We start from the raw sequence: 25,462 nt of genomic DNA on the forward strand, positions 1-25,462 counted from the left end.
GGATATGTAATTATATGTTTCGAAGATCAGGATAAATTTGACCGCTTAATCGGTGTTACCCGTGTTCGATTAAAATTGTATTTTCAGGTAAATTAAAAATTCTAAGTTCATCATTATGTATAAACAGCAAGACAAGGAATTAGCAGAGAAAATACTCAACTTCAGCTGTGAACTGAAGGAAGGTCAGAATGTAATGCTGCAGCTCACCGGACTGAACGGAGTGGAATTGATGCGTGCCCTCGTGGAAACGGCGCGCGAGTTGAAGGTGCATCCATTTATTCAGATCAATGATACTGACATTCAGCGTATGCTCGTAGAAAAGGGAGATGAGGATTTTTGGAAAAGACAGGCAGAAGCCGATCAACTCCCCCTCATGAAGCAGATGGATGCTTTTGTCGGAATACGTGCTTCACAGAATATCTACGAGCAGTCGGAGGCAACCAAGAAGGCCAATGAGGCTTATTCTAATGAGTTTCTGAAGCCGGTGCATTTCGAAGAGCGGGTGAACAATACCAACTGGGTTGTGCTTCGCTACCCGTCACCGGCCTTTGCGATGAACGCAAAGATGCCTACCGAAAAATTCAAGGAGTTCTACTACAAGGCCTGCCTGCTGGATTACAGTCAGCTGGCTGAAGCCATGAAACCTCTGGAGGAGCGGCTGCGTGATACGGATATGATTCAGTTGAAAGGAGAGGGGACCGACATACAGTTTTCCGTGAAAGGGCAAAACTGGATTCCTTGTTTCGGCAAGCGAAATATTCCGGACGGGGAGCTCTTTTCTTCTCCTATTCTTTCATCGGTCGATGGGCATATCACCTATACCTCCTCGGTTTACCAGGGCAAGCCCTTCGACTATGTGAAGCTGGAAGTGCGGGATGGAGTGGTGGTAGATTTTGACTCATCCAATAACGAGCAGCTCGAGGAGATTCTCGATACCGATGCCGGAGCACGTCAGTTTGGAGAGTTCAGTTTCGGGTTGAATCCCATCATCGAAAAACCCATGCATGACATTTTATTTGATGAGAAGATTTACGGTTCCAATCACCTGACATTGGGTAATGATTATGAAATTGCCCCGAATGGCAATGAGAGCAACATCCACTGGGACCTGGTCTGCATAGGTGCCGATGTATACCTGGATGGCGAAAAGATTCGTGAAGGCAGAAAATTTATCACGGATGATTTGAAAGTTCTGAATCCCGAGAACCTGATTTAAAAGATATACCACTTAGGCACATAGTGATTTTCGTGCCTAAGTGGTAAAAATTAGTTGGTTACACTTCTTCCGCCCACTCTTCAGCGTCTTCAAAGACTTCGGCGAACTCAATAGACTCTCCGTCTTTCGAGAGAGTAGCCTCAAATTCAACCTTGGTATCCTCTTCGCGCTTGATGAGTTCGGTAGCAAGCTTATCTACAATCTTGGTCTGAAGGAGTCGCTTCAGCGGACGTGCGCCATAGACCGGATCGTAACCCCGGCTGGCCAGCCAATCTTTGACATTGTCGCTGACATTAAGTTTCACATTTCGTTTTTCAAGCATCTTGTGAACCCGCTTAAGCTGGATGTCAACAATATCACGGATGTGCTCCTTGGTAAGCGGATGGAAGACGATGATGTCATCAACCCTGTTCAGGAACTCAGGACGTATACTTTTCTTCAGCTGATCCATCAGTTCATCCTGCAGCTCATTGTAAACCTTATCGGTAAATTCTCCACCGGTTTCCTCAATACGTTCCTGAATCAGGTGCGAACCGATGTTGCTGGTCATGATGATGATGGTATTGGTAAAGTCGACTGTGACGCCTTTATTGTCGGTGAGTCTTCCTTCGTCCAGAACCTGCAGCAGCATGTTGAAGACATCGGGGTGAGCCTTCTCAATTTCATCGAGCAGGATCACCGAATAAGGTTTGCGGCGCACGGCTTCGGTAAGCTGTCCGCCCTCATCATAACCCACATAACCCGGAGGGGCACCTACCAGTCGGCTCACGCTGTGACGTTCCATATACTCACTCATATCGATGCGAATCATAGCATCTTCATCGTCAAAGAGGAAGTTTGCAAGCGATCGTGCCAGTTCCGTTTTACCCACACCGGTAGAACCGAGGAAGAAGAACGATCCGATAGGACGCTGTTCATCCTGCAGCCCCGCGCGAGCCCTCCGTACCGCGTTAGATACGGTTTCAATAGCCTGGTCTTGGCCGACCACTCGCTTGTGCAGTTCATCTTCGAGGTGAATCAGTTTTTGCCGTTCGCTCTGCAGCATCTTGCTGACAGGAATACCCGTCCATCGTGAAACGATATCTGCAATATCTTCAGCAACAACCTCTTCACTGAGCATGGCGCGGCCTTCCTGAATCTCATCAAGTTCTTCCTGGGTCTCCTCAAGATCTTTTTCAAGCTGTTTGATGGTACCGTAGCGCAATTCGGCTACTTTTTCGTAATCACCTTCCCGTTCGGCTTTATCGGCACGGTTACGCGCGGTTTCAATAGCCTGTTTAAGGTCCCGTGTTTTTTGGATGAGATCCCGTTCATTGTCCCACTGGGTGCGCATGCTTTTACGCTGCTCTTCCAGGTCAGCCAGTTCTTTTTCAATATTCTGGACTTTCGATTCATCCTGGTCGCGTTTCAGACCTTCACGCTCGATCTCCAACTGACGGATCTGACGCTCGATCCGGTCCAGTTCTTCCGGCATTGAGTCTATTTCAAGCCGAAGTCGGGAGGCGGCCTCATCGATCAGGTCAATAGCTTTATCGGGAAGGAAACGGTCGGCGATATACCGGTGAGAGAGCTCGGCAGCAGCGACCAGTGCTTCATCCCTGATTTTCACACCGTGATGCAGTTCATAGCGTTCCTGGAGTCCCCGAAGAATAGATACGGTATCCTCAACGGAGGGCTCGTTAATCAGAATTTTCTGCATGCGTCGTTCAAGTGCACGGTCTTTTTCAATGTATTTTCGATACTCGTCTAATGTGGTTGCCCCTATAGCATGCAGTTCACCACGTGCCAGTGAAGGCTTCAGGATATTGGCGGCATCAAGGGAACCTTCGGCCGATCCTCCGCCTACCAGGGTGTGGATTTCATCAATGAACAGGATAATCTGTCCGTCGGAGTCAATAACCTCTTTCACAACCGCTTTGAGTCGTTCTTCAAACTCCCCGCGGAATTTGGTCCCCGCGACCAGGGCGCCCATATCGAGTGCAACAACATGCTTGGACTTTAAACTTTCAGGTACATCGCCACGGTTGATACGCAATGCCAAGCCCTCGGCAATGGCCGTCTTACCGACGCCGGGCTCCCCGATGAGCACCGGATTGTTTTTGGTACGCCGGGATAGAATTTGCATAATGCGCCGTATTTCATGATCGCGTCCGATTACCGGATCCAGCTTGTTTTTCTCAGCCATCTCATTGAGATCGCGCCCGTATTTCTCCAGGGCATTATAGCGGCTCTCTGCATTTGGATCGTCAACCTTCTGGGATCCGCGAACGTCTTGCAAGATTTTAAGAATATCGTCTTTTTTGACTCCTTGTTCCTTCAGCAGTGAGGTGGCTTCTCCCTTTGCATCGACCATGCCGATCAGCACATGTTCTGAGCTGATGTATTCATCTCCCAGGCTGTCAGCTGACTTCTGAGCTTTGTCAAAAACCTCTTTTAAATCGTTGGAGAGATACTGTCCGGAGACGGAAGCTCCTTTAACGACGGGTAGTTTGTCAATTATGGATTCCAGCTTGCTCTTCAGCTGGGGAGTACGCACTCCTAATTTGTTAAGAATAGTATTGACAACATTATCTGTGTCATTCAGTAATGCCAGCAGAACGTGGGCAGGAGCCACGGCCTGGTGGTTGTTGCCGGAAGCAATATCAAGAGCAGCCTGAACGGCCTCTTGTGCTTTCAAAGTGAATTTATTCAGATTCATATCTGTATGGGTTTAATATCTTTTTGTTGTTCTACTATTAAAGAGACCAATATCGTACCGAATTCGATGATCTGACGTATTTACAGGGCTTTAACAAATTTTTGGCAGTAATCTGGTATAATTCTGAGTATTGAATTATCATAGTATAACTTACCGTAGATTCTTGCACACATTCATCATGGATATAGCGGAAAAGAAAAAAGAATACGATGCACTGAAAGCACTCTCTCGCTGGATTGGTATTGGCAGTGCAGTTGCACTTATAGTTGGGATGTTATGGCTGAGTAAGATTTTAGTCGTACTCGGTTTACTTGGAGGCTTTGCAGGAACAAGTCAGCAACTCTATGCACGATACCGTTTTGGTCTCATCAAAAATTTCAAACGCTGGATAATCTACCAAAGTCTTTATTCGGTGTTCATTATTATTCTGGTGATCACAATTATCGCACTTGATTTCTCTGTGTAGCTCAAGGTCTTCTTTGTGTACCTCTATGGTAAGATTACTCGAATTTTTTCGCAGAGCCGGCTGTTATTTTAGGTGCAGTTCATTCCAAATCAAGCAAAAATATTTCACTTCTTATGGATCGGATAACAGTATCAGGAGTCACATTGGAGATTGAACGAGGCGATATCGCTGCCCAAGATGACATACAGGCTGTAGTCAATGCTGCCAACGCACAGTTGAAAACCGGCGGAGGCGTTGCAGGCGCCATTCACCGGGCGGCAGGACCCGGATTGACCGAAGAAACGCGTCCGCTAGCCCCTATTTCACCCGGGGAAGCTGTCATCACGGGCGGTCACAACCTGCCCAATGAGTACGTGATTCACTGCCTGGGTCCGGTTTATGGCAGGGATAAGCCCGAAGATGAACTGTTGGCGAATTGCTACAAGAATGCATTGAAACGGGCCGAAGAGGAAGATGTAGAAAGCATTGCTTTTCCCGCCATCTCCACGGGTGCATTCGGATATCCCACTGAGGCCGCTGCAAGAGTGGCTTTATCTACGATACAAGAGGAAGCTGAGCATTTAGAGTCTGTGAATACCATTCGTTTTGTTCTTTTTGGAGAAGACGACTACAACATTCACCAAAAGGTTATGGAAGAGATATTTGAGTAAGGTCGGCTGACTAAGATTATTTGGGATGGACCGCCTAACTACTCTGTAATCTGCTTACGCCACTCTGCTGCGGAAGCCCAGGAATCGAGCATATCATTTTTCAATTATGTAAAATAATGAGGTCAAGCGTGGAAGCTTGACCTAGCTTATAGGGCGAAGTGAAAAGAATAAATAAGCTATGCCAAGCGTCCACGCTTGGCACCTTGAACATGCAAATAAACAACAATTAGTAAATCTCATTCAACACGCCCGCCAGTCGTACACCGGCCTGCAGAAGACGCTTCTCAACGATGTCATACTTTCGGTACATATACTCATAGTTGATGCTTTTGTCCTTTGGCAGGTCATAGACCTCTTCCCGTAAATCCATTGACTCCCGTGCCCAGTGTAGCACCCCGGAGTTTTGCCAGTTTACGATCTGCTCATTTGTAGGATGATTGATACTCCTGCTGAGTTCCGTGTAACTGAGCTGGGTTTCATCGATCATGCCGCTGTCCCACACGCGATGGAGATTGGAAGAATCCCAAAACCACTCAACACGTACATCATTACCTCCTCGATCTTCGCCGGTTCCTACGTGCAAGGGCATGTGAATATCTCCGATGAGGTGAATAAGCATCTTCAGTTTATTTGCTTCTTCTTGAGTGCTCAAATTTCCTGACTTTAGGTCAGCTGTAATATCGCGTATCGCTTTGATGAGATCACCGTTCGGATTCTTTTCTGTTTCAGCGTAGGGCATCCCATCGGGGATGGTAACCCAGTGCCAGTCGTGAGTATAATCATAGGTTGAATCTGATTTTATTTCATCCATCCAGGTACTTGCGATGGCCATTGATTCCGGACCCAGTACACGATCGATGGCATCACGGGTTTCGTCATCCAGATAGTCGGCAGCAATATCGCCAACTACCCGATGTCCGTTCTTGCCCCACTTTTTATCGCCTGCTCCGGTGAAGAGTAAAAAGGAGAGAATAAGTAACAGTAACTTCATAGTTTTACTAATGGGTTTTTATTAAAACAGGTCAAATATCTGTAATTATTTCTAAGATGCTAAACGGTTTTACCAATTTTTAATGCCAATAACGTTCGCTGATGATGTATCAGTTTCTGGATATCTTCTTTTTTGTTTTTCATACCTGCCTCATTCTGTTTAACCTGTTTGGCTGGATCTGGAAGGCCACACGAAAATGGAATCTGCTGACCCTCTCAGCAACAGCCTTCTCATGGATCATATTGGGGATTTGGTATGGTTTCGGTTACTGTCCCTGTACACACTGGCACTGGCTTGTGAGGAGGGAGCTGGGGTATAGCGACATGCCAAATTCCTACATTAAGTTTTTGCTGGATGAACTGGTGAGGCTAAACTTCGATGCTTTCACCGTAGACCTGTGGACCGGTATTTTATTTTTTAGTGCCTTTGTGGTTTCACTGTATGTAAACCTGGTTAGGGGGAGAAGTCGTAATTAAAATATTGCGTTGAAATTTCTAAAAGCTTGGTAAGAATAATAGGTATAAGGTATAGGGTATAAGGGGAAAGGGACGACAAGGAGTAAGAATCAATGGGAAAATAAAAATAGGCTGGTTCAAGAGTCCACGCTTGAACTTTAAATGAGACAAGAATGTAGAGTTCCGTTTTATGTTCCTAACAACCTTATACCTTATTCCTTATACCCTATACCTTACTTGTCAGCCAGTTTTTCAAAGAGTTCTTTTTCATCATCCGACAATTTCTCAGGTATCTGAATCTGCAGACGCACGAACAGGTCACCTTTATTACTCTCATTTCTGAATTCCGGCATGCCCATACCTTTTAAACGAAAGAGTTTTCCACCGGAAGTACCGGCCGGGATTTTCAGTTTGGCCTTGCCTGCAAAGGTATCAACAACGGTCTCTCCTCCGAGTACCGCAGTATAAAGGTCAACCGGGTGATCGTAATACAGGTTATTACCCTTTCGCTCGTACCGGTCGGGTACATCAACTTTGATGCTCAACAGTAAATCTCCTTTGGGTCCACCCTGAGCCGTTGAACTACCTTTACCTTTCAGTCGAAGTTGCTGTCCGTCTTCAATTCCGGCAGGAATTTTCACCTTCATTTTCTCGCCACCGACACGGATTGTACGGGATGTACCTTCATAAGCCTGTTTTAAGGAGATATTAACGGTAGCCTTCAGATGTTTTTTAGCGGCGCGCTGTCTTCGGGCCTGTTGGGCACCACCCTGTCGGGCATTACTTTGAAAGCCTCGCGTTTGTGATTGGGTCCGCTGTCCAAACGGGTCTCCGCCGCTTGCCCCACCACCGAATATGGTTTCGAAAAAGCTGGAAAAAGGACTTCCTTGTCCACCGCTACCGGACCCTCCTCCAAAAATATCTTCCATATTGATGCGATAAGACTGTTGGCCGCCTCTTCCGCGTCCTGCTCCCTGGTTGGCATATTGCGACCAGTCGAAACCGCTCTGGTCTCCGGCACGCTTATACTTTTTCCAGTCTTTCCCCACCTTGTCGTACAAGTCTCTTTTTTCAGGATCACTGAGCACTTCATAAGCTTCTCCTACCTCCTTGAATTTCTCTTCAGCTGAAGGATCATCAGGATTTTTGTCAGGGTGGTATTTTGCCGCTTTTTTTCTATAGGCTTTCTTTATCTCATCTTTGGAAGCACTCTTGCTAACGCCTAGTATGTCGTAATAATCTTTATAATCCATAATCTTTTCGAAGCTTGGGCATCTTTACCGGTAACTCTATTTTTTATGCCGCAAATAAGATGCCATGCATCAAAATGTTACGATTTGACAAGAAATATTGCAGTTTCTGGTCACCTTGTCATAAAAAAAGGCGCCCTGAGGGAAATCAGGACGCCTTAACCTAAGGGGAACTCTTTGTTATAGTTCAAATGCTATGAATTGATTCACTCCGCCTCTCAATATTCGTAACAGAACGACATCATCACCGCTATCCGATATTCGCTTTATTTCCCTATTGAAATCGGACATATTCTCAACGGTATTTCTTGAAACGCTGGTAATGACATCACCTTCACGAAGCCCTTGGCGGTAGGCATTGCTGCCACGGCTGATCGCGGTAACAACTACACCGTCCTGGGCGGATTCAAGTCCGAGTCGCTCTGCAAGATCAGGAGTCAGGTTCTGGGCCCGGAAGCCAAGCTGTTCTTCCAGATTTCTGTCCGGTTCCTGAGTGGATGAAGCCGTTTGTTCATCGGGTAGTTCACCCAAGGTAACCGTAACGTTCATTGATTCTCCTTCACGAATGATACCCAGATCAATTTCAGAACCCGGTTCACGGGTTGCGATAGAAGTTCTAAACTTTGAATAATTTTCAACCTGCTGTCCATTTAATGTTCTAATGACGTCACCTTCTCGCAGTCCGGCTTCGGCAGCAGGTGTACCATCCTGAACTTCACTCACCAGTATGCCTTGTGCTTCATCAATATCCAAAGCTCTGGCCATGGTTCTATCAATGTTACCTCCGTAAATGCCAAGATAAGCCCTGGACACTTTACCGGTTTTGATCAGGGATTCCATAACCGACTTAGCCAGATTAGAGGGAACGGCGAAACCGATACCGTCATTACCGCCAGAGCGGGAAGCAATGGCCGTATTTATTCCGATCAGTTCTCCGTCCATGTTGACCATAGCGCCGCCGGAATTACCGGGATTAATCGCTGCATCGGTTTGGATGAAGTTTTCATATCCGGCTCCCTGATCAATAATTCCTATTGCTCTGCCTTTTGCCGAAATAATTCCCATTGACACAGAATGTGCGAGATCTTGTCCAAGCGGGCTGCCGATTGCCAGTACAATTTCTCCGACGCGGGCTTCGTCGCTGTTTCCGATCTTGATAGTTGAAAGTCCCTCAGCTTCAATATTGACTACCGCAACGTCTGTGCGAGGATCGGTACCGACTACCTTGCCGTCATACTCTTTTCCATTGCTAAGCCCAACGGTGATTTCATCTGCATTTTCAACAACATGGGCATTGGTAAGTATGTAACCGTCTTGTGAGACAATAACGCCGGATCCAAGTCCGCGTCTGGTTCGTTCTTCTCCACCACCTCTTGGATCACCGAAGAAACGCTGGAATGGATTGGAAACTTCTACAGTCTGCTTGACCTGAATTGTAACCACTGCCGGTGTAGCATTATCCGCAATATTGACGATGGCATCGTTCAGATCTTTAAGCGTATTAACCGGTTTTTCTTCTGCCGGTTTTACTTCTGATGTTGCTGTAAAGTCGGGAAGTGAAGCTAGGCTGGCTTCATTTGTATCGGTATCTATTGTGTAAAAACCAACTAGCAATACTGCCAGAATCGCAAATAGTAAATAGGTTGGATTAAAACGTTTCATGATCTAATACTTTAATAATGATGAGTGAATTCTGTGTATCTTTTCATGTAGAATAAACACGTGAGTGCCACGAAATATTGCTCAAAAAATAAAAGGAAAAAGAAAGCCGAGGTTGCACTTCACTGCATCCTCGGCGTTGATTATCATGTGATGGTGATAATCTGTCAACGGGATACTTATTAGCTGATTTCTATCTTCTTCTTAACTTTGTCTTCAGCTTTATCAATGGTGATGTTCAACAGGCCATTTTCATAAGTTGCCTGAATGCTTTCTTCATCTACATTATCGGGAAGTTGGAAAGAACGATTGAAGGTGCCATAACGTGTTTCGACGCGATGGAATTTCTTGCCTTCTTCTTCTTTCTCGAACTTGCGTTCGCCGCTGATGGAAAGTCTTCCATTGTCCAGGCTGATGTCGATATCTTCTTTACTCATGCCTGGCAGTTCAGCAGTAATTTCGAATTGGTTATCGGTTTCGGAAATATCGATTCCGGGAACAAACGTGTCACGGTTGTTTTGTACTACATCGTTGAAGAATTCATCCATGATGTCGGAAAAGTTTTTAGACATCAGGTCTCTGTTCGGACGATTATATCTTACTAAAGTCATAATGCTACCTCTTGGATTTTGGTTTAATGATTTCAAAAACTCACTATTAATGGCTGCAAGGGCTATGCCAAGGCTTATTGAGTGGCATATTCTGCCATTCAGCCAATAGAGGTCTGCGTTTTTTTCAGGTCACCAAAAAGAGAGGAAAAATTTGTCATTACCCGAAAAGTCAAAGCGGCAGGAGGCTGTAAAAAAGGCGGGTTACCGCTAAGACACTTAGTGCATTAAGTGCCTTAGTGGTAAGATTATTTATAGCTCTGGTTCCACTCCTTGGCAATGAGAAAAGCCATCTCCAGGCTTTGCTGGTAATTCAGGCGGGGGTCGCAGTAACTTTTGTAATTCTGATGCAACTCACCTTCTCCGAGGCCACGTGCTCCGCCGACGCATTCGGTTACGTTATCACCTGTGAGTTCGAGATGCACACCTCCAAGGTAGCTTCCCTGGCTTCGATGTATGTCAAAAGTCTTGCGAATCTCTTCGATGATATCGTCGAAGTTTCGGGTTTTAATGTTGCTGTCGGTGGAGAAGGTATTGCCATGCATTGGGTCACAACTCCAGACTACCGGCATGCCTTCTCTTTTGATATTCTGAATGAGCTTGGGAAGCTTTTCACTCACCTCGTCTTTCCCAAAGCGGGTAATAAGTACGATCTTACCGGCTTCGTGAATAGGGTTTAGCTTTTCAATGAGTTGCATGGTCTCATCGAGATCGTAATTCGGACCGATTTTTATACCGATCGGATTTCTGATTCCCCTCAGGTATTCTACATGTGCCCCGTCAATCTCGCGCGTTCTATTACCCAACCAGACAAGGTGGGTGCTCAGGTTATACCATCCGTCGCGTCTAGGTACTTTGCGAGTTTGTGCAGAATCGTAATGAAGGTTCAGTCCCTCGTGAGAGGTGTAGATATTCACCTTCTGAACTGTACTGAATTCATTCGGAGTGATGGTTTCCATAAATCCAACTGCTTTCTGTATGGAATTAACCATTGCCTCGTATTCCTGGTAGTAGGTATTCTGTTTCATGAAATCCAGCTCCCAGTACTCCGGGTGATGCAGATCGGCAAATCCCTCATCTGCCAGTGCGCGGAGGAAGTTGAGTGTGAGGGCAGATTTGTTGTACCCTTCCAGAAGTCTGTTCGGATCAGGAATTCGGGCTTCCAGCTTAGGTTCAATGCTGTTTATGAGGTCGCCACGGTAGTTAGGAATTTTCTGTCCATTGACAGTTTCATAGTTGCGGGAACGCGGCTTGGCATATTGACCGGCAATACGTCCGACACGCAGCACAGGAATACCCATTTCATGAATCAAGATGAAACTCATCTGAAGCAATACTTTCAGCAGGTTGACTACCTTGGGCGCCTTGCAGTCATCAAAACTTTCCGCACAGTCGCCACCCTGCAGCAGGAAGCTTTTTCCGGCGGCCACATCAGCCAGTTTCTTTTTCAATGCTGCTACTTCCCAGGAGGTGATTAGCGGTGGATATTCACTGAGTTCTTTATACACCTTTTCCAGCTCTTCCTGATTAGGATAATCAGGCAATTGCTTGATTGGGAAATCCTTCCAGGAAACAGGCGACCAGTCTTTGGGATTGACTACTTCAGGTGACACGGTATCTTCTTTAAACATGAAACAAATTCTGCTCTGAAATTAAATGAACCGCTAAAGATAAGCCAAAAAATTGATAAGGTATAATATCAAATTTGTCATCTGATAGACCTCGAATCATACGGTTTTTCACGCAGTTATCCTTTTTAAGTGAGATGTGTGATGACCTAAGTTAAACTTGCAAGTCCTGAATTGAAGGGGTTCGATGTATAAAATAAATGACTACAATGTTCAACTTAGAGGTTCCAGCACAAAAATACCTTGCTTGTCAATGTAGGCATATTTGCTGCCGAGCTTGACCAGTCCGTAACCCGCGTGGAAATCCCAGGCCTTATCATAGATCGGATCTGCAATAAACCGGCCGTTTTCATCGATGTATCCGAATTTACCGCCGACCATTACTCGTGCTACATCATTGGAGAAGCGATAGGCGTTTTTAAATTGTGGCTCTACAATGAAACGTCCACGCCTGTTGATATACCCGTATTGTGCCTGATCCAGATTGTTTTCGTTTTTTGGCATGCCCACAGCTGCTTTGCCTTCCGAAAATGGACCGGCTTCCAGAAACCGGGACTCTATGAAAACACGGCCCATGGTGTCGATATATCCCCATTGCTGAAATTCCAGTTGAACAGCGGCCAGTCCTTCTGAAAAAGATTTGGCTCTAGGATACTGAGCCTCGATAGTCATTGTACCCAGCGAGTCCACGTATCCCCATTCCCGGTGTTCGGAAGTTTGCACGGCTGCCATACCGTTGCTAAAATCAAGGGCATTCAGAAACTTTGGTTCAATCACATATTCTCCTTCACCGTTGATGAATCCCCATCGCCCGTTTGATACTTTCACCCGGGCTAGACCACTCTGAAAGGAGCCGGCCTCTTCAAACTGTGCCTGGATTTCAAATCGTCCTCTTTTGTTAATGAACCCGTATTTGCCTCCTGAGCGGACCAGTGCAAGACCGTTCGAAAAGGCATTAGCCTCTTCAAAGCCCGGTTCAATGGCAATATTACCATCCCGTGAAATATATCCGGCTTCCCCGTTCATGGAAATGGCCGCCAGCCCTTCGGAAAATCGATATGGCCAGTTCTTGCTTTCCTGAAATGCAAATTTGGGGGCTATCTTTGGATTCAGCTTCTCATCCAGGAAGCCGACCTTATTATTTTCGACATAGGGATGGAGGGGTGCAGCTTCTTTATCTTCTTTCAACAGGCTGCTGCAGGAGACGAAAAAGAGCGTGATGGAAAGTAGAAGAACTGTTAATAATCTCATTTTCTGGAACACTGATGACGCGGTTTGAGCTGATTTAGACAGATTTTATTGATGTGCTGTTAACAGTAAAAGACTGAAAATGTTTCGATAGAGCAGGTGTCATCTCAATATTTAACCCTATACCCTATACCTTATACCGCTCCTCCGGCAGATGCTGAGTTTCATTAAGTAAACCTTTATAGATAATTGCTGTTGCCATAGTAGTGATTGGATAAGTAAAGATAATACCGATTCCCAGTAATGCCACGCCCAGGGCATTGGCGGCTACCACGGTGATGCCGAAAAGAAACAGATCCATAGTCAGGTATTTCGTGGCCTGAAAGCTTTTTTGTAAAGCGATAATGCCCGAATCTCCCTGTTCAATAATATAGTATGGATAGAACTGGAACCGGATGGCAACATATATCCCGGGAACCACTAGAAGGAAGAGACCTGCCAGTACTCCTATTCCGTATAGAAAACTCGCTACAAAATAGCTGATAAACATTCTGAACCCGTTGAACATATCTGATACTTCGGCAAAGTTATCATCCAATAGCAACAGGACGACCCTGGTGAAGCCAAGCCCGAGGTATAATTGGACCATGGTCAATATCATAGAAATCAGCTGCGCCTCACCGGTAGGCTCTTCGGGAGTCTGGAAGTAAAAATAGATGCGCGGAACTACGGCCAATACATAGTAGGTGACGGTTACTCCGATTAAAAACGAGGCATATTTCTTGAACTGCCGGTAGCTGTATTTATAGATGGCCTGAATGTCAATGGTACGCTGCTGTTGCTGCATGCAGATGAATGATTGTAGATGTTAATCAGTTTGGTAGTTGGAATTTTCAAAGGTAACACATTTCGTGCTCCCAATTCCTTACAAAGTCTTCAAAATTCCTTAAATTAAAGAGTTTATTCAGAATCCAAAAAAAGCATCACATTGCGCAAAAACATAGTCATCCGCGGTGCCCGCGAGCACAACCTTAAAAATATTGACGTTGACATACCCCGGGAAGAACTGGTCGTGGTAACCGGCATCTCAGGATCCGGCAAATCATCCCTTGCTTTCGATACCATCTATGCAGAGGGTCAACGCCGTTTCCTGGAATCTCTTTCTGCTTATGCCCGTCAGTTTCTGGGTATGATGGAACGGCCGGAAGTGGATTTTATTGACGGATTATCCCCCGTTATTTCCATTGATCAAAAGACAACCAACCGAAACCCTCGTTCAACAGTTGGTACAGTTACCGAAATTTATGACTTCTTGCGGCTGCTCTATGCGCGCATCGGAATTCCCTATTCATGGAAAACTGGAAACAAGATGGCCAAGCAAACTGCCGATCAGGTGGTGAGTACCATCATGGATATGCCTGAGGGCACCAAGGCCTACTGCCTGGCTCCGGTCGTGCGGGGACGTAAAGGTCACTATCGTGAGTTGTTCGAGCAAACCCGGAAACAGGGATTTGTGCAGGTTCGAGTGGACGGGGAATACATGGACCTGGAAGAGGATATGAAGGTGGATCGCTATAAGACCCACAATATTGAAGTTGTAGTGGATCGCTTTGTGATTAATGAAAAGAGTCATAAGCGCATAGCAGAAAGCGTACGCCTTGCCCTGGAGATGGCCGACGGCAACGTAATACTATCGGTACCACAGGAGGAAGGAGAGTACAAGGACCACCTTTTCTCTCAGAATTTATTTGATCCCGAGAGCGGATTGGCCTACGAAGATCCGGCTCCAAATATCTTTTCGTTTAACTCTCCCTACGGTGCCTGCCAGAAATGTGACGGACTGGGCTATGCTTATGACGTGGATCCCAATCTGCTAATGCCCAATATGGAGCAGACCATTGAAGAGGGAGCCATACGTTTTCTTGGAGAGCCACGTGACATCTTTGCCTTTAAGCAGCTGAAAGCAGTTCTGGATACCTTTGATCTGGATTTTGAAACTCCCCTGAAAGAATTTCCTGAGGAAGCCATGCACGTGCTCATGGAAGGCGGCGGGGATGAGAAGTACAATGTGAATTATGACTTTCGCAATGATAACGTAACTTACAAACACTCCTTTAAAGGCTTGCGGAAAATGATCCGTGAGCAGTATGAAGATAGCAAATCCAAGAAGCAGCGCGATAAGGCGAAAGCATATATGAGCAAGGTAACCTGTCCGGAGTGCGGGGGAGGTCGCCTGAATAAAGAAGCTCTCTCCTATAAGATTGACGGGTATTCCATCGATGAGCTGGTCTCAATGGATATCAGGAAGCTTCGGGATACCATCAACAATTTGACCCTGAATGAGCGCCAGCAGAAAATCGGCAGCCAGGTGTTGAAAGAGGTCAGGGACCGGGTTGACTTTCTATTGAACGTAGGCTTGAACTACCTGACACTTGATCGCGAAGCACAAACACTGAGTGGAGGAGAAGCCCAGCGAATACGTTTGGCAACCCAGATCGGGACCCAGCTGGTTGGAGTGCTTTACATATTGGATGAGCCAAGTATCGGTCTACACCAGCGCGACAACATCAAACTTATTCGCTCACTTGAAACGCTCAGGGATCTTGGAAATAGTGTCATTGTCGTAGAGCACGACCGAGAAACGATAGAACATGCCGATTATGTACTGGACCTTGGTCCCGGTGCAGGAGAACACGGCGGACACATAGTTACAGAAGGAAAACCCGATGAACTGGACCCCAAATCCATGACCGACCGGTTTTTGAAGGACAAGGAATTCGTTCCCTATCCCGATGAACGAAGGGAGGGAAATGGCAAAAGTGTGAAACTGCGCGGAACAAGAGGACATAATCTAAAAAATCAGGATGTTGAAATACCGTTGGGTAAGTTTATCTGCGTCACCGGAGTCAGCGGTAGCGGGAAAAGCTCGCTGATTAACCAGACGCTGGAGCCAATTTTTTCAGGGCATTTTTATAACTCCAAATCCGTACCCTTGCCCTTCGATGAGGTTGAAGGTCTGGACAACCTGGATAAAGTTATTTCGGTTGATCAAAGTCCTATAGGCAGAACACCTCGTTCCAATCCGGGAACATATACCAAGGTCTTTGACCACATCCGGTCACTGTTTGCAGAATTGCCTGAGTCGAAAATTCGAGGTTACGATCAGGGGCGATTTTCTTTTAACGTCAAAGGAGGGCGGTGTGAATCCTGCGGAGGAGATGGTGTTCGCAAGATCGAGATGAATTTTCTGCCTGATGTTTACGTCACCTGCGAGACCTGCAACGGGCATCGTTACAACAGGGAAACTCTGGAGATTTATTACAAAGGCAAAAATATTGCCGACGTGCTTGAGATGTCCATCAAAGAAGCCAATGAATTCTTTGATTCGGTACCGGCTATCAATCGTATTCTTAGCACTCTCTGTGATGTAGGATTGGGATATTTGACGCTCGGCCAATCCAGCACAACCCTTTCAGGTGGTGAGGCACAGCGCATAAAGCTCTCCCGAGAGCTTTCCAAGGTGGGAACCGGAGATACATTATATATTATGGATGAGCCAACCACCGGGCTCCATTTCCAGGATGTTCGTATGCTGGTGGATGTATGCCAGCAACTAGTTGATAAAGGCAATACGGTTATTGTGATCGAGCATAATCTTGACCTGATTAAAGCAGCTGACTGGATTATTGATCTAGGTCCGGAAGGAGGGCATGAGGGCGGTGAAATTATTGCTCAAGGTACCCCCGAGGAGGTGGCTGAAATGGACCATAGCTACACCGGCCGGTATTTAAAACAGGAGCTAGATCGTGAAAACCAAGCGAAAGTGACCGCCGAATAGTCCATAGGTTTTTAGCATCATGTTAATCATGGTTGCACGATAGCTAAAAAATTGTTTGTCCTGCAGTGACTTTCTGCCTATTTTCTGCCACTCATGCAGAAGCTGCGTTCTCATATCGCTAAATCGTATCTCATATCTCTGATATGTGCTGGACTTTGTTTGTATTTGGCACGTCCTGCCAATGCGCAGCAGTCAACCCGTGCATTTTCCAGCTGGTTAAGTACTATGGTTGACCAGCAGGATAATTCCCAGCTCGAAGAAGAGCTGGAGCGTTTGAGTGAATCCGGTGCCACAGTTTACAAACTCATGGAGCACGCTTCCCGGGTTATGAGTAAAAAGGGAAAAGAGGTTGATTTGCCCTATTCCTCTGCTGAAGCATCTCATCATATCTATCAGGTGTTATTACAGCAATGGAATCATTTCAATACGGGCAACGGTATGGCCAACGTGCCTCCCCCCGAAATAAGTAAACAGCTGGTAAGCTATTCTGTCGAAAAAAGTGGAAAGATCTCCTTTGAATCGGCATCCCCGGGGCACAAAGAAAATTTCTTTATCTCTTACTCAGGTATCAATCAAAGTCCGGTTCATTACAGTAATAGCTTCGAGCCGATGATTACCGGAATTGCTATCGGAGCTCCGTAACATTTCCTTTCTCTTTATCAAATTATGTCTATTCCTCTTGACGGAATAGCACTTTTCGAAGAACTTAAACATCATTCAAAAACGTAATTTCCTATGCAAGGTAACGGAACAAAAATTGTATTTATAGCAGCCTTCCTGGCGATATCTATTTATTATCTCTGGCCAACAGCGGCTTTTTATTTAGAGCAAAATTATATAGAAGATCTTCCTCAGGCTGAACGTGTTCAGTACATGGAAGAAAACCGGGGTGATATTCAACAACTCCGGCAAAATTCGCTCTCTCTCGGGCTTGACCTTCAGGGCGGTATGCACGTAACTATGGAAGTAGGAACACCGAGACTGGTACGAGAGCTTGCCGGTGAATATGCTGACAGTACACTTATTAATGTCATTGATGCTGCAGAAGAGCAGGCCTTAGAAAATGGAACCGATTTCATTGACGAAATGGTGCAGGTTTTTCAGCAGCGTGATCCGGATGCCCGTTTAAGTCGGTATTATCGCTCAGATGCTGAGAATATTACTCGTCGTTCTACCAATGAAGAGATTCAGGCTTATCTAAAAAAACAGCGTGACAGCGCCGTAGATCGGGCCATGGAGGTTATTCGCACCCGTGTTGACCGTTATGGGGTAAATGAGCCATCCATACTTAAGCAAGGTAACAACCGCATTGTTGTTGAACTTCCGGGCGTGGCCCAGAAAGAACGGGTTCGTAGCCTTCTGAAAGGTACGGCGCGACTTGAATTCCGGTTGGCTGCCGATGCCGATGAGCTCAATGCCTCGAAGCAGCAGATTATCAACTATTTCAACCAGCAGGCAGCTGAGGCAGATACCGCTGACTCAGTTCAGCAACAGTCCGGCGCCAATGCGTTGACCCAAGTGTTGAATCCACGAGGAAGAAGCCAGTACGTGTTCGGTTATGCTGCAAGTACTGATACGGCTAGGGTTAGCGAACTGATTAATCAACCTGAGGTGCAGCGAATGATGCCTCGCAACACCGAACTGATGTGGGGAGCCGCACCTTTCCAGGAGCTACCCGAGCAGGGCGTCGAACTCTATGAATTAATCGGAGTCCGTTCACAGGTTGAAATGACAGGTGACGTGATAGAAGAGGCCACGGTCAACTTTGACCAGGCCACCAACCAGCCGCGCGTTTCAATGAACATGAACAGTGAAGGCGCAAGACGCTGGTCACGAATTACAGGAGCCAACATCGGCAAGCCGATTGCCATTGTGTTGGACGGTTATGTCTATTCCTACCCGAATGTAGAAACCAAGATTTCGAGCGGCCGTTCTTCCATTACCGGCCTTGAGAATGTGCAGGAGGCGGAAGACCTTGTGAATATTCTGCTTTCAGGTGCACTACCGGCTCCACTTGATATTATAGAAGAGCGTACCGTAGGAGCCACCCTTGGTGAGGAATCCATACAGGCCGGGTTCTATTCAACCGTATTCGGACTAGTCGTTGTGGCTATTTTTATGATCGTATACTACCGCAACGGTGGAGCTATTGCTGATCTGGCACTAATGTTAAACATCCTGTTTATTCTGGGAATATTAGCGGCTTTTAAAGCCACGCTCACATTGCCCGGTATTGCGGGTATTGTATTGACTATTGGTATGGCGGTGGATGCCAATGTACTGATTTTCGACCGGATTCGGGAGGAACAGCGAGCAGGGAAAACCTTGCGAGCGGCAATAGACGGAGGTTATTCGAATGCCATGAGTGCTATTGTGGATGCCAACGTTACCACGTTCTTCGTAGGTATCATCCTTTATAGCTTCGGGGTCGGACCGATTAAAGGTTTTGCCGTCACCCTAATGGCGGGTATCGTAGCTTCACTCTTCAGTGCTATTGTTATTACCCGGGTGGTGGTCGATTACTTGACGCGCGATAAATCCGCCGAACTGAATTTCGGATAATCCAGAATTTAACATTGTAAAAATTAAGGTATTACTATTATGAGATGGTTTGAAACACCAAGTTTTGATTTTATAAAAGGTCACAAGATTGCCTATGTCGTGTCCGGCATATTACTAGTGGCAGCTCTTGTCGGCATTATCGGCAAAGGCCTGCAATATGGCATCGATTTCAGGGGAGGTAAAGAATTTGTTCTCCAATTCGAGCAGCCGGTAGAAGTAACTGAGGTACGAAGTTCGTTGTCCGAACCCTTGGGCAGTGCACCGGAAGTAAAAAAGTTCGGTTCTGATGTTGAGATATTGATCCGTACGGATAATCCTGATGAGATCAGCACCGTACAGAACATCATCACTTCAACGATGAATGACGTATATCCCGAGAACGGGAATACGGTGATTAAAACCGATGTAGTGGGTCCCCGATTCGCGGAAGATTTAAAAAGCGGGGCTTTAAACGCCATCATCTTTGCACTCATTGTGATCTTTATTTACATACTCATAAGGTTCAAGAACTGGACCTTCTCGCTGGGTGCTGTTGCAGCCTTATTTCATGATGTACTTATTGTACTCGGGGTATTTACCATATTCAATGATATTGCTCCATTCAGCATGCAGATCGACCAGGCTATCATCGCGGCGTTCCTGACCATTGTCGGTTATTCGCTCAATGATACCGTGGTAGTGTTTGACCGTATCCGTGAAAACATGCTGCAGTACAAGACAATGGACTATACGGAGATGATCAACAAGAGCTTAAATGACACCTTGAGCCGTACTGTTATTACTTCAGTTACCACCTTGTTTGTGGTAACCGTGCTATTTATCTTTGGCGGAGAAGTGCTGAAAGGATTTTCCTTTGCACTGGTATTAGGAGTGATGATCGGTACCTACAGCTCGTTGTTCGTTGCAAGTGCCATCGTCGTTGAACTTCAGCTGAGAAAGGAACAAGCTTCATAAAATGATTAACATCTAACTAATCGGGTATAAAAGATGAATTTTAATGTCTCGGAGCGTTATAATTGTGTAGTAATAGAATTTAAGGGAAATGTGATGGGCGGACCGGATGCGGTCAGCCTTAACGATAAACTTCATGAACTTATAGAGAAAGATCAGACAAATATTGTTGTAGATCTCAGTAAAGTGAAGTTTATGAATTCTTCGGGTCTCGGGATGTTGATAGGTGGCCTTACAACCATGAGAAAAGCAGGCGGCGATCTCAGAATTGCCAATGCAACAGATAAGATTGAGAGCCTGCTGGTCATCACCAAGTTGATCACTGTCTTCAAACATTACAAATCAGTAGATGAAGCTATTGAATCATACTCCGAAGGTGAATCAGCGTAATCCAATCAAATTTTAATTAGCGAAAGAGGGGTGTAGTACACCCCTTTTTTTGTGCAATATTATTGCTATCACTATGTCTATAAGAGTTGTTGTAGGTGCCCAGTGGGGAGATGAAGGCAAAGGTAAAATTGTCGATCACCTCAGTAAAGAAGCCGATTATGTGGTCCGTTACCAGGGTGGCGCCAATGCCGGTCATACTTTGAAATTCGACGGCAAAAAGGTTGTGTTGCATCTTATTCCTTCAGGTATCTTCAACGGTGATGCCGCCTGCATTATCGGTAACGGAGTGGTTATTGATCCACATGCACTTCTGGAAGAGATCGAAAATATTGAATCGATGGGGTTCGGACTTGAGGGGCGTCTTTTCATCAGTAACGCCGCTCACATCATCCTTCCTTATCACCAGACACTAGACCAGATTAAAGAGAAACATCGCGGTGATGACGCTATCGGCACCACAGGAAGGGGTATCGGTCCGGCATACGTTAGCAAGGTATCACGGGTAGGAATTCGTGCCGGTGATTTGTTTCATCCGGAAGTATTGAAAGAAAAAATTGAAAGCAATCTCTCGGATATTAATAAAGCACTAGAACACATTTACGGGGAAGAGCCGCTAGATCCCAAGCCGATTCTGAATAATGCCCTCGAAGCTGCTGATAAATTGTGCCCTTATATAGCCAATACCAGTCATATTCTTCACAAGGCCATAGAGAATAAAGAAAGTATATTGCTGGAAGGTGCACAGGGAAGTCTGCTGGACATTGACCACGGTACCTATCCGTTTGTCACCTCTTCTTCCCCCACATCAGGAGGAGCCTGCACCGGTTCCGGTATACCCCCGACGGCCATTGACAAGGTTATGGGTATCTCCAAAGCCTATTGTACGCGCGTCGGGAACGGACCATTTCCTACAGAACTGAATGATGAATTTGGAGAGCTTTTGAGAGAAAAGGGACAGGAGTTCGGGGCTACTACCGGAAGACCTCGCCGTTGCGGCTGGATCGATCTGGTTGCACTTAAATATGCCGTGCGCACCAACGGCATCAATGAGCTTGCTCTGACCAAAATGGATGTGCTGAATGATTTTAGAGAGATTAAGCTGTGTACCGGCTATGATATCAATGGAGAGCACACGGAAATATTTTCGCTTGATCTCTCAGATATTGAAGCGGTAAAGCCTGTCTACAAAACTATGCCCGGCTGGCAGGAAGATATCAACCTTTGCAGTGCGGTTGATGAGTTACCGGAAGAGGCAAAGAATTACCTGCGTTTTGTGCAAGATTACCTGGGTGTGGATCTCAAGATACTATCCACAGGTCCTAATCGTACGGAAACCATTGTAGTATCCTAGTCGCATCAGGGCCTGGTTAATAATTTGCCGGCGAAAAGGACTTTGCGGATACAATTCCTAAACTAAATGCAATCATGAGCACCTTCGATATTTCATACCGTGTTACTGTTCAGGAGGGAGAGAACATAGATGAAAAGATTGAAGGAATATGTCTGGAGCAGAGCGTGGAATTGCCGCGGTCTGTGTTATCCGAAGAGGTTGAGACCAAAGTGGTTGGTAAGCTTTCTTCCAAAGAACAGCTGGATAATTCACAATATGATATCAGTATAAGCTGGCCTGTGAAGAATGTCGGTGACGATATCTCACAATTTCTGAATATTTTATATGGCAATATCTCGATGCAGCCAGGGATCAGGATTGCCGATGTCGAATGGAAACAACTGCCGGAGACTCTTTTTGGCGGACCCTCATTTGGTATTGAGAAGCTACGTGAGCTTTATGGAGTCAAAGATAGGGCGCTCAGCGGCACCTCTCTTAAGCCGTTGGGGACCGACGGTCATGGCATCGGCGAACTTTGTTACCAGTTTGCGGCCGGGGGACTGGATGTTATCAAGGATGATCACGGGATAACCAATCAATCGTATGCTCCATTTGAAGAACGGGTAAGCTATTGTGTGCAAGGCATTCGTGAAGCGGCAGAAGAGACAGGGCACCGGGCCTATTATTTTGCACATATTACAGCTCTGGCTTCGGAAGCGGTAGAACGATATAAGATAGCCGCTGAACTGGGAGCGGATGGAGTACTTATTTGTCCTCATATTGCCGGTATGGAAACTATGCATCAGCTTGCGCGCATGGATTTGCCCCTTCCCATCATTGCGCATCCGGCATTTTCAGGTGGACTCACGACCAATGATAAGCAGGGGCTGACACCGGACTTTTTATACGGACAGCTCTGGCGAGCACTGGGTGCCGATTTTCTGGTGTATCCCAATACCGGCGGTCGTTTTTCCTTTAGCATTGAGGAATGTCAGGCTATAAATGAAGGAGCACGCAATGAAAGGCTGCCGTTTAAGAGTTCGTTTCCAATGCCCGGCGGAGGTTTAAAGCGGTCGAATATTCCAAAGTGGCTTGAAACCTATGGGCCGGACACTGTATTTTTGCTGGGTACCAGTCTTTATGAACACCCGGATGGACCGAGAGCAGCAGCAAAAGAACTATCCGGAATGTTGAAGTAACCATTTACAGCTATGTCTGATAATTCGAAAGTGATTAAGAACAGTGAATACCGGTGGGATTCGGTATCACGTAAAGAGTATAAAGATACCCCCGGGTGTTATGAAGGTGTCTCTCGTTATTCCCTGCTGGGAGAGGGAGAGGATGAGCAGGAGCTCAATTTTCAGACAAGATACTTTGAAGTGAAACCGGGGGGCTACACCTCTTTTGAACGACACCGACACCCGCACTCCGTGGTGATCATCCGTGGATCCGGATCGGTAGTATTAGGGGATGAGCTGCACGAATTGGACTTGCATGATGTGGTTTTTATCTCCCCCAATACCATGCACCAGTTCCACGCCGATAAGCAGGATCCGCTGGGCTTCATCTGCATTGTAGACCGGTACCGGGACAAACCCGAGCTTCCCGATGATGAGTCAGTGAACCGTGAAATCAGTGATAAGAAAGTTCTGGAGAAGATTAAGAGGTAGTCACAAAGGTATAGTACACTTTCATAAATGCTTTTTAGCAGTTCAATAATTTTTTGAATAATAAGCTCAAAAGGACTTTGCCGGCATATAGTGTCCTACACCTAAGGGCAGATGATCATCTAAATTATTTTCAAATTACTGTTGATATGTATGCGGCATGAGTCTTATATTTGGGACTCTTTGAAAAACTGATTTGCGGGAATAGCTCAGTGGTAGAGCATCTCGTTGCCAACGAGAAGGTCGCGAGTTCGAATCTCGTTTCCCGCTCACCTTCGCTTAAGCTTCGGCGAGCGAGCTCAATCTTAAAGCCATCACATTTTTGTGGTGGCTTTTTTGTTTTTCAACCATTCTCTAAAAGAGAATAGTTCTGAGGGAGTTGTACTCCCGACAAACTAGTGCTTAATGTTCTTTGCCTCCTGCTTCCGCCGCTCTGCTGCGGAAGTAATGGATTTAATTATCTTGCCCCAACACGGGTGCAGTACATTAGCAAAGTGTACTATACCTTGCGTGATAAGACGGTAAATTGCAGTAGAATACTAGTTATATATCCTATCCTTGACGCTTTTCCGAGATCTTGCCGGCCCTGCGGTTCGATTACGAACCATTCCACTAACTTATCTTGGGCCCGCTTTTAGCTCTGTTCGCTACCCCCGGCTGAAGCCGGGGGCTAATGTCGTAGTAAGATAAACATCATTAAATAGTCATCCATGCTTCAGTGGCTCCACTACGGAAGCACTGGATTTGACTATATTTCCTAACTAAGGTGTAGCAGACTTGCCAAGTGTACTACACCTCTGGGTGGCTCGATCTAAATCAAGGCTTCGATTAATGCCACGTCAATCGCTCCGCGGTTAACGTGTATCCCGGCCGCTCTGCGTCCATTCACGTATAGGCAAATTTCAAAGCCTATTTGCGCTCTGAGGGATTTGTACTCCCGACAAACTAGTGCATAACGTTCTTCGTCTCCTGCTTCCGCCGCTCTGCTGCGGAAGCATTGGATTTGACTATATTACCCAACTAAGTTGTAGTACGCTTCCCAAGTGTCCAACACCTCGGTGCGGCATGATCGGCCTGTCAAATACCCTGCTGTACTTTCTAAAAATTTATACTAATTTGCTCAAAACAAATAAGTTGCGGCTATGAAACAAACATTACTCCTTGTCCCGGTACTTTTCATATTTTCGCTTCCGGCACAATCCCAGAACTTTGATGCCGACATCAATATTCTATTCGGTATCCCTCAATCAGACTTCAGGGAGAGTCTGGATAGAAACGCGCTGGGACTCAACGGCAGCATTGCCTTCAGGATACCAAGGCTTCCTGTGCATGCGGGGCTCGAGCTGGGTATCATGACCTATGGCAGGGATCGCAGGCTGGAGCCGATCAGTACCAATATACCGGAGGTTTTGCTGGAGGTACGCACAGATTACGATATTTTTACCGGTCACTTGTTTCTTCGCCTCGAGCCTGAAATTCATGGTATCAGACCTTACCTGGATGGCCTGGTAGGAATCAAATATCTCTTCACTGAGTCGAGCATTCGTGACGACGACGGTTTCGGAGAGGATATTGCAAGCACCACAAATTACGACGACAGCTCGTTTAGCTATGGAGCAGGTGGCGGCATAAAGGTTGAAGTTTATGACGGGGGACGGGATTCCTATATGGTAAACCTGAAAGCCCGGTACCTGTTTGGATCAGAAGCCAGCTACTTGCAACCGGGATCGATAACCCGAGACCGGGGCGGCAACTTGATCTTTGATGAGTCCCGATCGGGCACGAATCTGCTGACCATTCACCTGGGTATGACCTATAAGTTTTAAATTTGAGTCCATTCCTATTTTCATCTCCTATCAATAGGTTGCCGGGTAATTTCTTCCTCATCATGGTCTTATAAAGAGTGCAGATTCAT

21 protein-coding genes and 1 tRNA gene are annotated in these 25,462 nt (G+C 46.1%); 14 read left to right on the plus strand and 8 right to left on the minus strand.

Annotated features, from left to right (window positions below):
* The first annotated feature begins 115 nt into the window (after window positions 1–115).
* Window positions 116–1,216, plus strand: a complete 1,101-nt coding sequence (locus tag G3570_RS02815; RefSeq protein ID WP_165138947.1) for an aminopeptidase — start codon at window positions 116–118, stop codon at window positions 1,214–1,216.
* A 58-nt stretch (window positions 1,217–1,274) separates the two neighbouring features.
* Here G3570_RS02815 and clpB read toward each other — a convergent pair whose 3' ends face one another.
* Window positions 1,275–3,914: an ATP-dependent chaperone ClpB gene (clpB, locus tag G3570_RS02820; RefSeq protein WP_165138949.1), complete on the minus strand. Its 2,640-nt coding sequence runs from the start codon at window positions 3,912–3,914 to the stop codon at window positions 1,275–1,277.
* A 178-nt stretch (window positions 3,915–4,092) separates the two neighbouring features.
* On the opposite strand from clpB, the gene G3570_RS02825 reads away from it, so the two are divergent.
* Window positions 4,093–4,380, plus strand: a complete 288-nt coding sequence (locus G3570_RS02825) for a hypothetical protein (RefSeq protein WP_165138951.1) — start codon at window positions 4,093–4,095, stop codon at window positions 4,378–4,380.
* 113 nt (window positions 4,381–4,493) lie between these two features.
* Complete coding sequence (locus tag G3570_RS02830) at window positions 4,494–5,030, plus strand: macro domain-containing protein (protein ID WP_165138954.1); 537 nt, start codon at window positions 4,494–4,496, stop codon at window positions 5,028–5,030.
* Window positions 5,031–5,256: 226 nt separating this feature from the next.
* On the opposite strand, the gene G3570_RS02835 is transcribed toward G3570_RS02830, so the two are convergent.
* Entirely contained in the window at window positions 5,257–6,021 is a 765-nt protein-coding gene (locus G3570_RS02835) for a S1/P1 nuclease (RefSeq protein WP_165138956.1), read from the minus strand.
* A 101-nt stretch (window positions 6,022–6,122) separates the two neighbouring features.
* On the opposite strand from G3570_RS02835, the gene G3570_RS02840 reads away from it, so the two are divergent.
* Window positions 6,123–6,497, plus strand: coding sequence for a DUF2784 domain-containing protein (locus tag G3570_RS02840; RefSeq protein WP_165138958.1), 375 nt, complete (start codon window positions 6,123–6,125; stop codon window positions 6,495–6,497).
* Window positions 6,498–6,709: 212 nt separating this feature from the next.
* Here G3570_RS02840 and G3570_RS02845 read toward each other — a convergent pair whose 3' ends face one another.
* The 6 genes from G3570_RS02845 to G3570_RS02870 form a co-directional block, all read right to left on the minus strand.
* The gene (locus tag G3570_RS02845) at window positions 6,710–7,729 is read right to left on the minus strand and encodes a DnaJ C-terminal domain-containing protein (RefSeq protein WP_165138960.1); all 1,020 of its coding nucleotides are present in this window, start codon (window positions 7,727–7,729) and stop codon (window positions 6,710–6,712) included.
* A gap of 177 nt (window positions 7,730–7,906) precedes the next feature.
* Complete coding sequence (locus G3570_RS02850) at window positions 7,907–9,388, minus strand: DegQ family serine endoprotease (RefSeq protein ID WP_165138962.1); 1,482 nt, start codon at window positions 9,386–9,388, stop codon at window positions 7,907–7,909.
* Between the two features lie 179 nt (window positions 9,389–9,567).
* Window positions 9,568–9,996, minus strand: a complete 429-nt coding sequence (locus G3570_RS02855; protein ID WP_165138964.1) for an Hsp20/alpha crystallin family protein — start codon at window positions 9,994–9,996, stop codon at window positions 9,568–9,570.
* A 245-nt stretch (window positions 9,997–10,241) separates the two neighbouring features.
* Window positions 10,242–11,624, minus strand: a complete 1,383-nt coding sequence (locus G3570_RS02860; RefSeq protein ID WP_165138966.1) for a class II 3-deoxy-7-phosphoheptulonate synthase — start codon at window positions 11,622–11,624, stop codon at window positions 10,242–10,244.
* A 210-nt stretch (window positions 11,625–11,834) separates the two neighbouring features.
* Entirely contained in the window at window positions 11,835–12,872 is a 1,038-nt protein-coding gene (locus tag G3570_RS02865; RefSeq protein ID WP_165138968.1) for a WG repeat-containing protein, read from the minus strand.
* A gap of 124 nt (window positions 12,873–12,996) precedes the next feature.
* Entirely contained in the window at window positions 12,997–13,656 is a 660-nt protein-coding gene (locus G3570_RS02870; RefSeq protein ID WP_165138970.1) for a hypothetical protein, read from the minus strand.
* Window positions 13,657–13,797: 141 nt separating this feature from the next.
* Here G3570_RS02870 and uvrA point away from each other — a divergent pair, with 141 nt between their 5' ends.
* The 10 genes from uvrA (at window position 13,798) to G3570_RS02920 (ending at window position 25,373) form a co-directional block, all read left to right on the plus strand.
* Window positions 13,798–16,647, plus strand: coding sequence for an excinuclease ABC subunit UvrA (uvrA, locus tag G3570_RS02875; RefSeq protein WP_165138972.1), 2,850 nt, complete (start codon window positions 13,798–13,800; stop codon window positions 16,645–16,647).
* 93 nt (window positions 16,648–16,740) lie between these two features.
* Complete coding sequence (locus G3570_RS02880) at window positions 16,741–17,289, plus strand: hypothetical protein (RefSeq protein WP_165138974.1); 549 nt, start codon at window positions 16,741–16,743, stop codon at window positions 17,287–17,289.
* Between the two features lie 93 nt (window positions 17,290–17,382).
* Window positions 17,383–19,209, plus strand: coding sequence for a protein translocase subunit SecD (gene secD, locus G3570_RS02885; protein WP_165138976.1), 1,827 nt, complete (start codon window positions 17,383–17,385; stop codon window positions 19,207–19,209).
* Between the two features lie 39 nt (window positions 19,210–19,248).
* Window positions 19,249–20,163 (plus strand): protein translocase subunit SecF, encoded by a 915-nt coding sequence (secF, locus tag G3570_RS02890; RefSeq protein ID WP_165138978.1) that lies wholly within the window; start codon window positions 19,249–19,251, stop codon window positions 20,161–20,163.
* A 33-nt stretch (window positions 20,164–20,196) separates the two neighbouring features.
* Window positions 20,197–20,550, plus strand: a complete 354-nt coding sequence (locus G3570_RS02895; protein WP_165138980.1) for an STAS domain-containing protein — start codon at window positions 20,197–20,199, stop codon at window positions 20,548–20,550.
* 73 nt (window positions 20,551–20,623) lie between these two features.
* Window positions 20,624–21,901 carry an adenylosuccinate synthase gene (locus G3570_RS02900; RefSeq protein ID WP_165138982.1) on the plus strand — a complete coding sequence of 426 codons (1,278 nt, stop codon included), beginning with the start codon at window positions 20,624–20,626 and terminating at the stop codon, window positions 21,899–21,901.
* Window positions 21,902–21,975: 74 nt separating this feature from the next.
* The gene (locus G3570_RS02905; RefSeq protein ID WP_165138984.1) at window positions 21,976–23,079 is read left to right on the plus strand and encodes a RuBisCO large subunit C-terminal-like domain-containing protein; all 1,104 of its coding nucleotides are present in this window, start codon (window positions 21,976–21,978) and stop codon (window positions 23,077–23,079) included.
* Window positions 23,080–23,091: 12 nt separating this feature from the next.
* Window positions 23,092–23,550, plus strand: a complete 459-nt coding sequence (locus tag G3570_RS02910; RefSeq protein WP_165138986.1) for a cupin domain-containing protein — start codon at window positions 23,092–23,094, stop codon at window positions 23,548–23,550.
* 195 nt (window positions 23,551–23,745) lie between these two features.
* Window positions 23,746–23,817 (plus strand) — tRNA-Gly (locus G3570_RS02915).
* 872 nt (window positions 23,818–24,689) lie between these two features.
* Window positions 24,690–25,373: a hypothetical protein gene (locus G3570_RS02920; RefSeq protein ID WP_165138988.1), complete on the plus strand. Its 684-nt coding sequence runs from the start codon at window positions 24,690–24,692 to the stop codon at window positions 25,371–25,373.
* Window positions 25,374–25,462: the final 89 nt, after the last annotated feature.

Origin of the sequence: Halalkalibaculum roseum (assembly GCF_011059145.1) — a bacterium.
Taxonomy (GTDB): domain Bacteria; phylum Bacteroidota; class Rhodothermia; order Balneolales; family Balneolaceae; genus Halalkalibaculum; species Halalkalibaculum roseum.

Bases quoted from the DNA above. Each gene is read 5' to 3' on its own strand.
- G3570_RS02815 (WP_165138947.1), top strand. From the start codon at position 116: ATGTATAAACAGCAAGACAAGGAATTAGCAGAGAAAATACTCAACTTC.
- clpB (WP_165138949.1), bottom strand. From the start codon at position 3,914: ATGAATCTGAATAAATTCACTTTGAAAGCACAAGAGGCCGTTCAGGCT.
- G3570_RS02825 (WP_165138951.1), top strand. From the start codon at position 4,093: ATGGATATAGCGGAAAAGAAAAAAGAATACGATGCACTGAAAGCACTC.
- G3570_RS02830 (WP_165138954.1), top strand. From the start codon at position 4,494: ATGGATCGGATAACAGTATCAGGAGTCACATTGGAGATTGAACGAGGC.
- G3570_RS02835 (WP_165138956.1), bottom strand. From the start codon at position 6,021: ATGAAGTTACTGTTACTTATTCTCTCCTTTTTACTCTTCACCGGAGCA.
- G3570_RS02840 (WP_165138958.1), top strand. From the start codon at position 6,123: ATGATGTATCAGTTTCTGGATATCTTCTTTTTTGTTTTTCATACCTGC.
- G3570_RS02845 (WP_165138960.1), bottom strand. From the start codon at position 7,729: ATGGATTATAAAGATTATTACGACATACTAGGCGTTAGCAAGAGTGCT.
- G3570_RS02850 (WP_165138962.1), bottom strand. From the start codon at position 9,388: ATGAAACGTTTTAATCCAACCTATTTACTATTTGCGATTCTGGCAGTA.
- G3570_RS02855 (WP_165138964.1), bottom strand. From the start codon at position 9,996: ATGACTTTAGTAAGATATAATCGTCCGAACAGAGACCTGATGTCTAAA.
- G3570_RS02860 (WP_165138966.1), bottom strand. From the start codon at position 11,624: ATGTTTAAAGAAGATACCGTGTCACCTGAAGTAGTCAATCCCAAAGAC.
- G3570_RS02865 (WP_165138968.1), bottom strand. From the start codon at position 12,872: ATGAGATTATTAACAGTTCTTCTACTTTCCATCACGCTCTTTTTCGTC.
- G3570_RS02870 (WP_165138970.1), bottom strand. From the start codon at position 13,656: ATGCAGCAACAGCAGCGTACCATTGACATTCAGGCCATCTATAAATAC.
- G3570_RS02880 (WP_165138974.1), top strand. From the start codon at position 16,741: ATGCAGAAGCTGCGTTCTCATATCGCTAAATCGTATCTCATATCTCTG.
- secD (WP_165138976.1), top strand. From the start codon at position 17,383: ATGCAAGGTAACGGAACAAAAATTGTATTTATAGCAGCCTTCCTGGCG.
- secF (WP_165138978.1), top strand. From the start codon at position 19,249: ATGAGATGGTTTGAAACACCAAGTTTTGATTTTATAAAAGGTCACAAG.
- G3570_RS02895 (WP_165138980.1), top strand. From the start codon at position 20,197: ATGAATTTTAATGTCTCGGAGCGTTATAATTGTGTAGTAATAGAATTT.
- G3570_RS02900 (WP_165138982.1), top strand. From the start codon at position 20,624: ATGTCTATAAGAGTTGTTGTAGGTGCCCAGTGGGGAGATGAAGGCAAA.
- G3570_RS02905 (WP_165138984.1), top strand. From the start codon at position 21,976: ATGAGCACCTTCGATATTTCATACCGTGTTACTGTTCAGGAGGGAGAG.
- G3570_RS02910 (WP_165138986.1), top strand. From the start codon at position 23,092: ATGTCTGATAATTCGAAAGTGATTAAGAACAGTGAATACCGGTGGGAT.
- G3570_RS02920 (WP_165138988.1), top strand. From the start codon at position 24,690: ATGAAACAAACATTACTCCTTGTCCCGGTACTTTTCATATTTTCGCTT.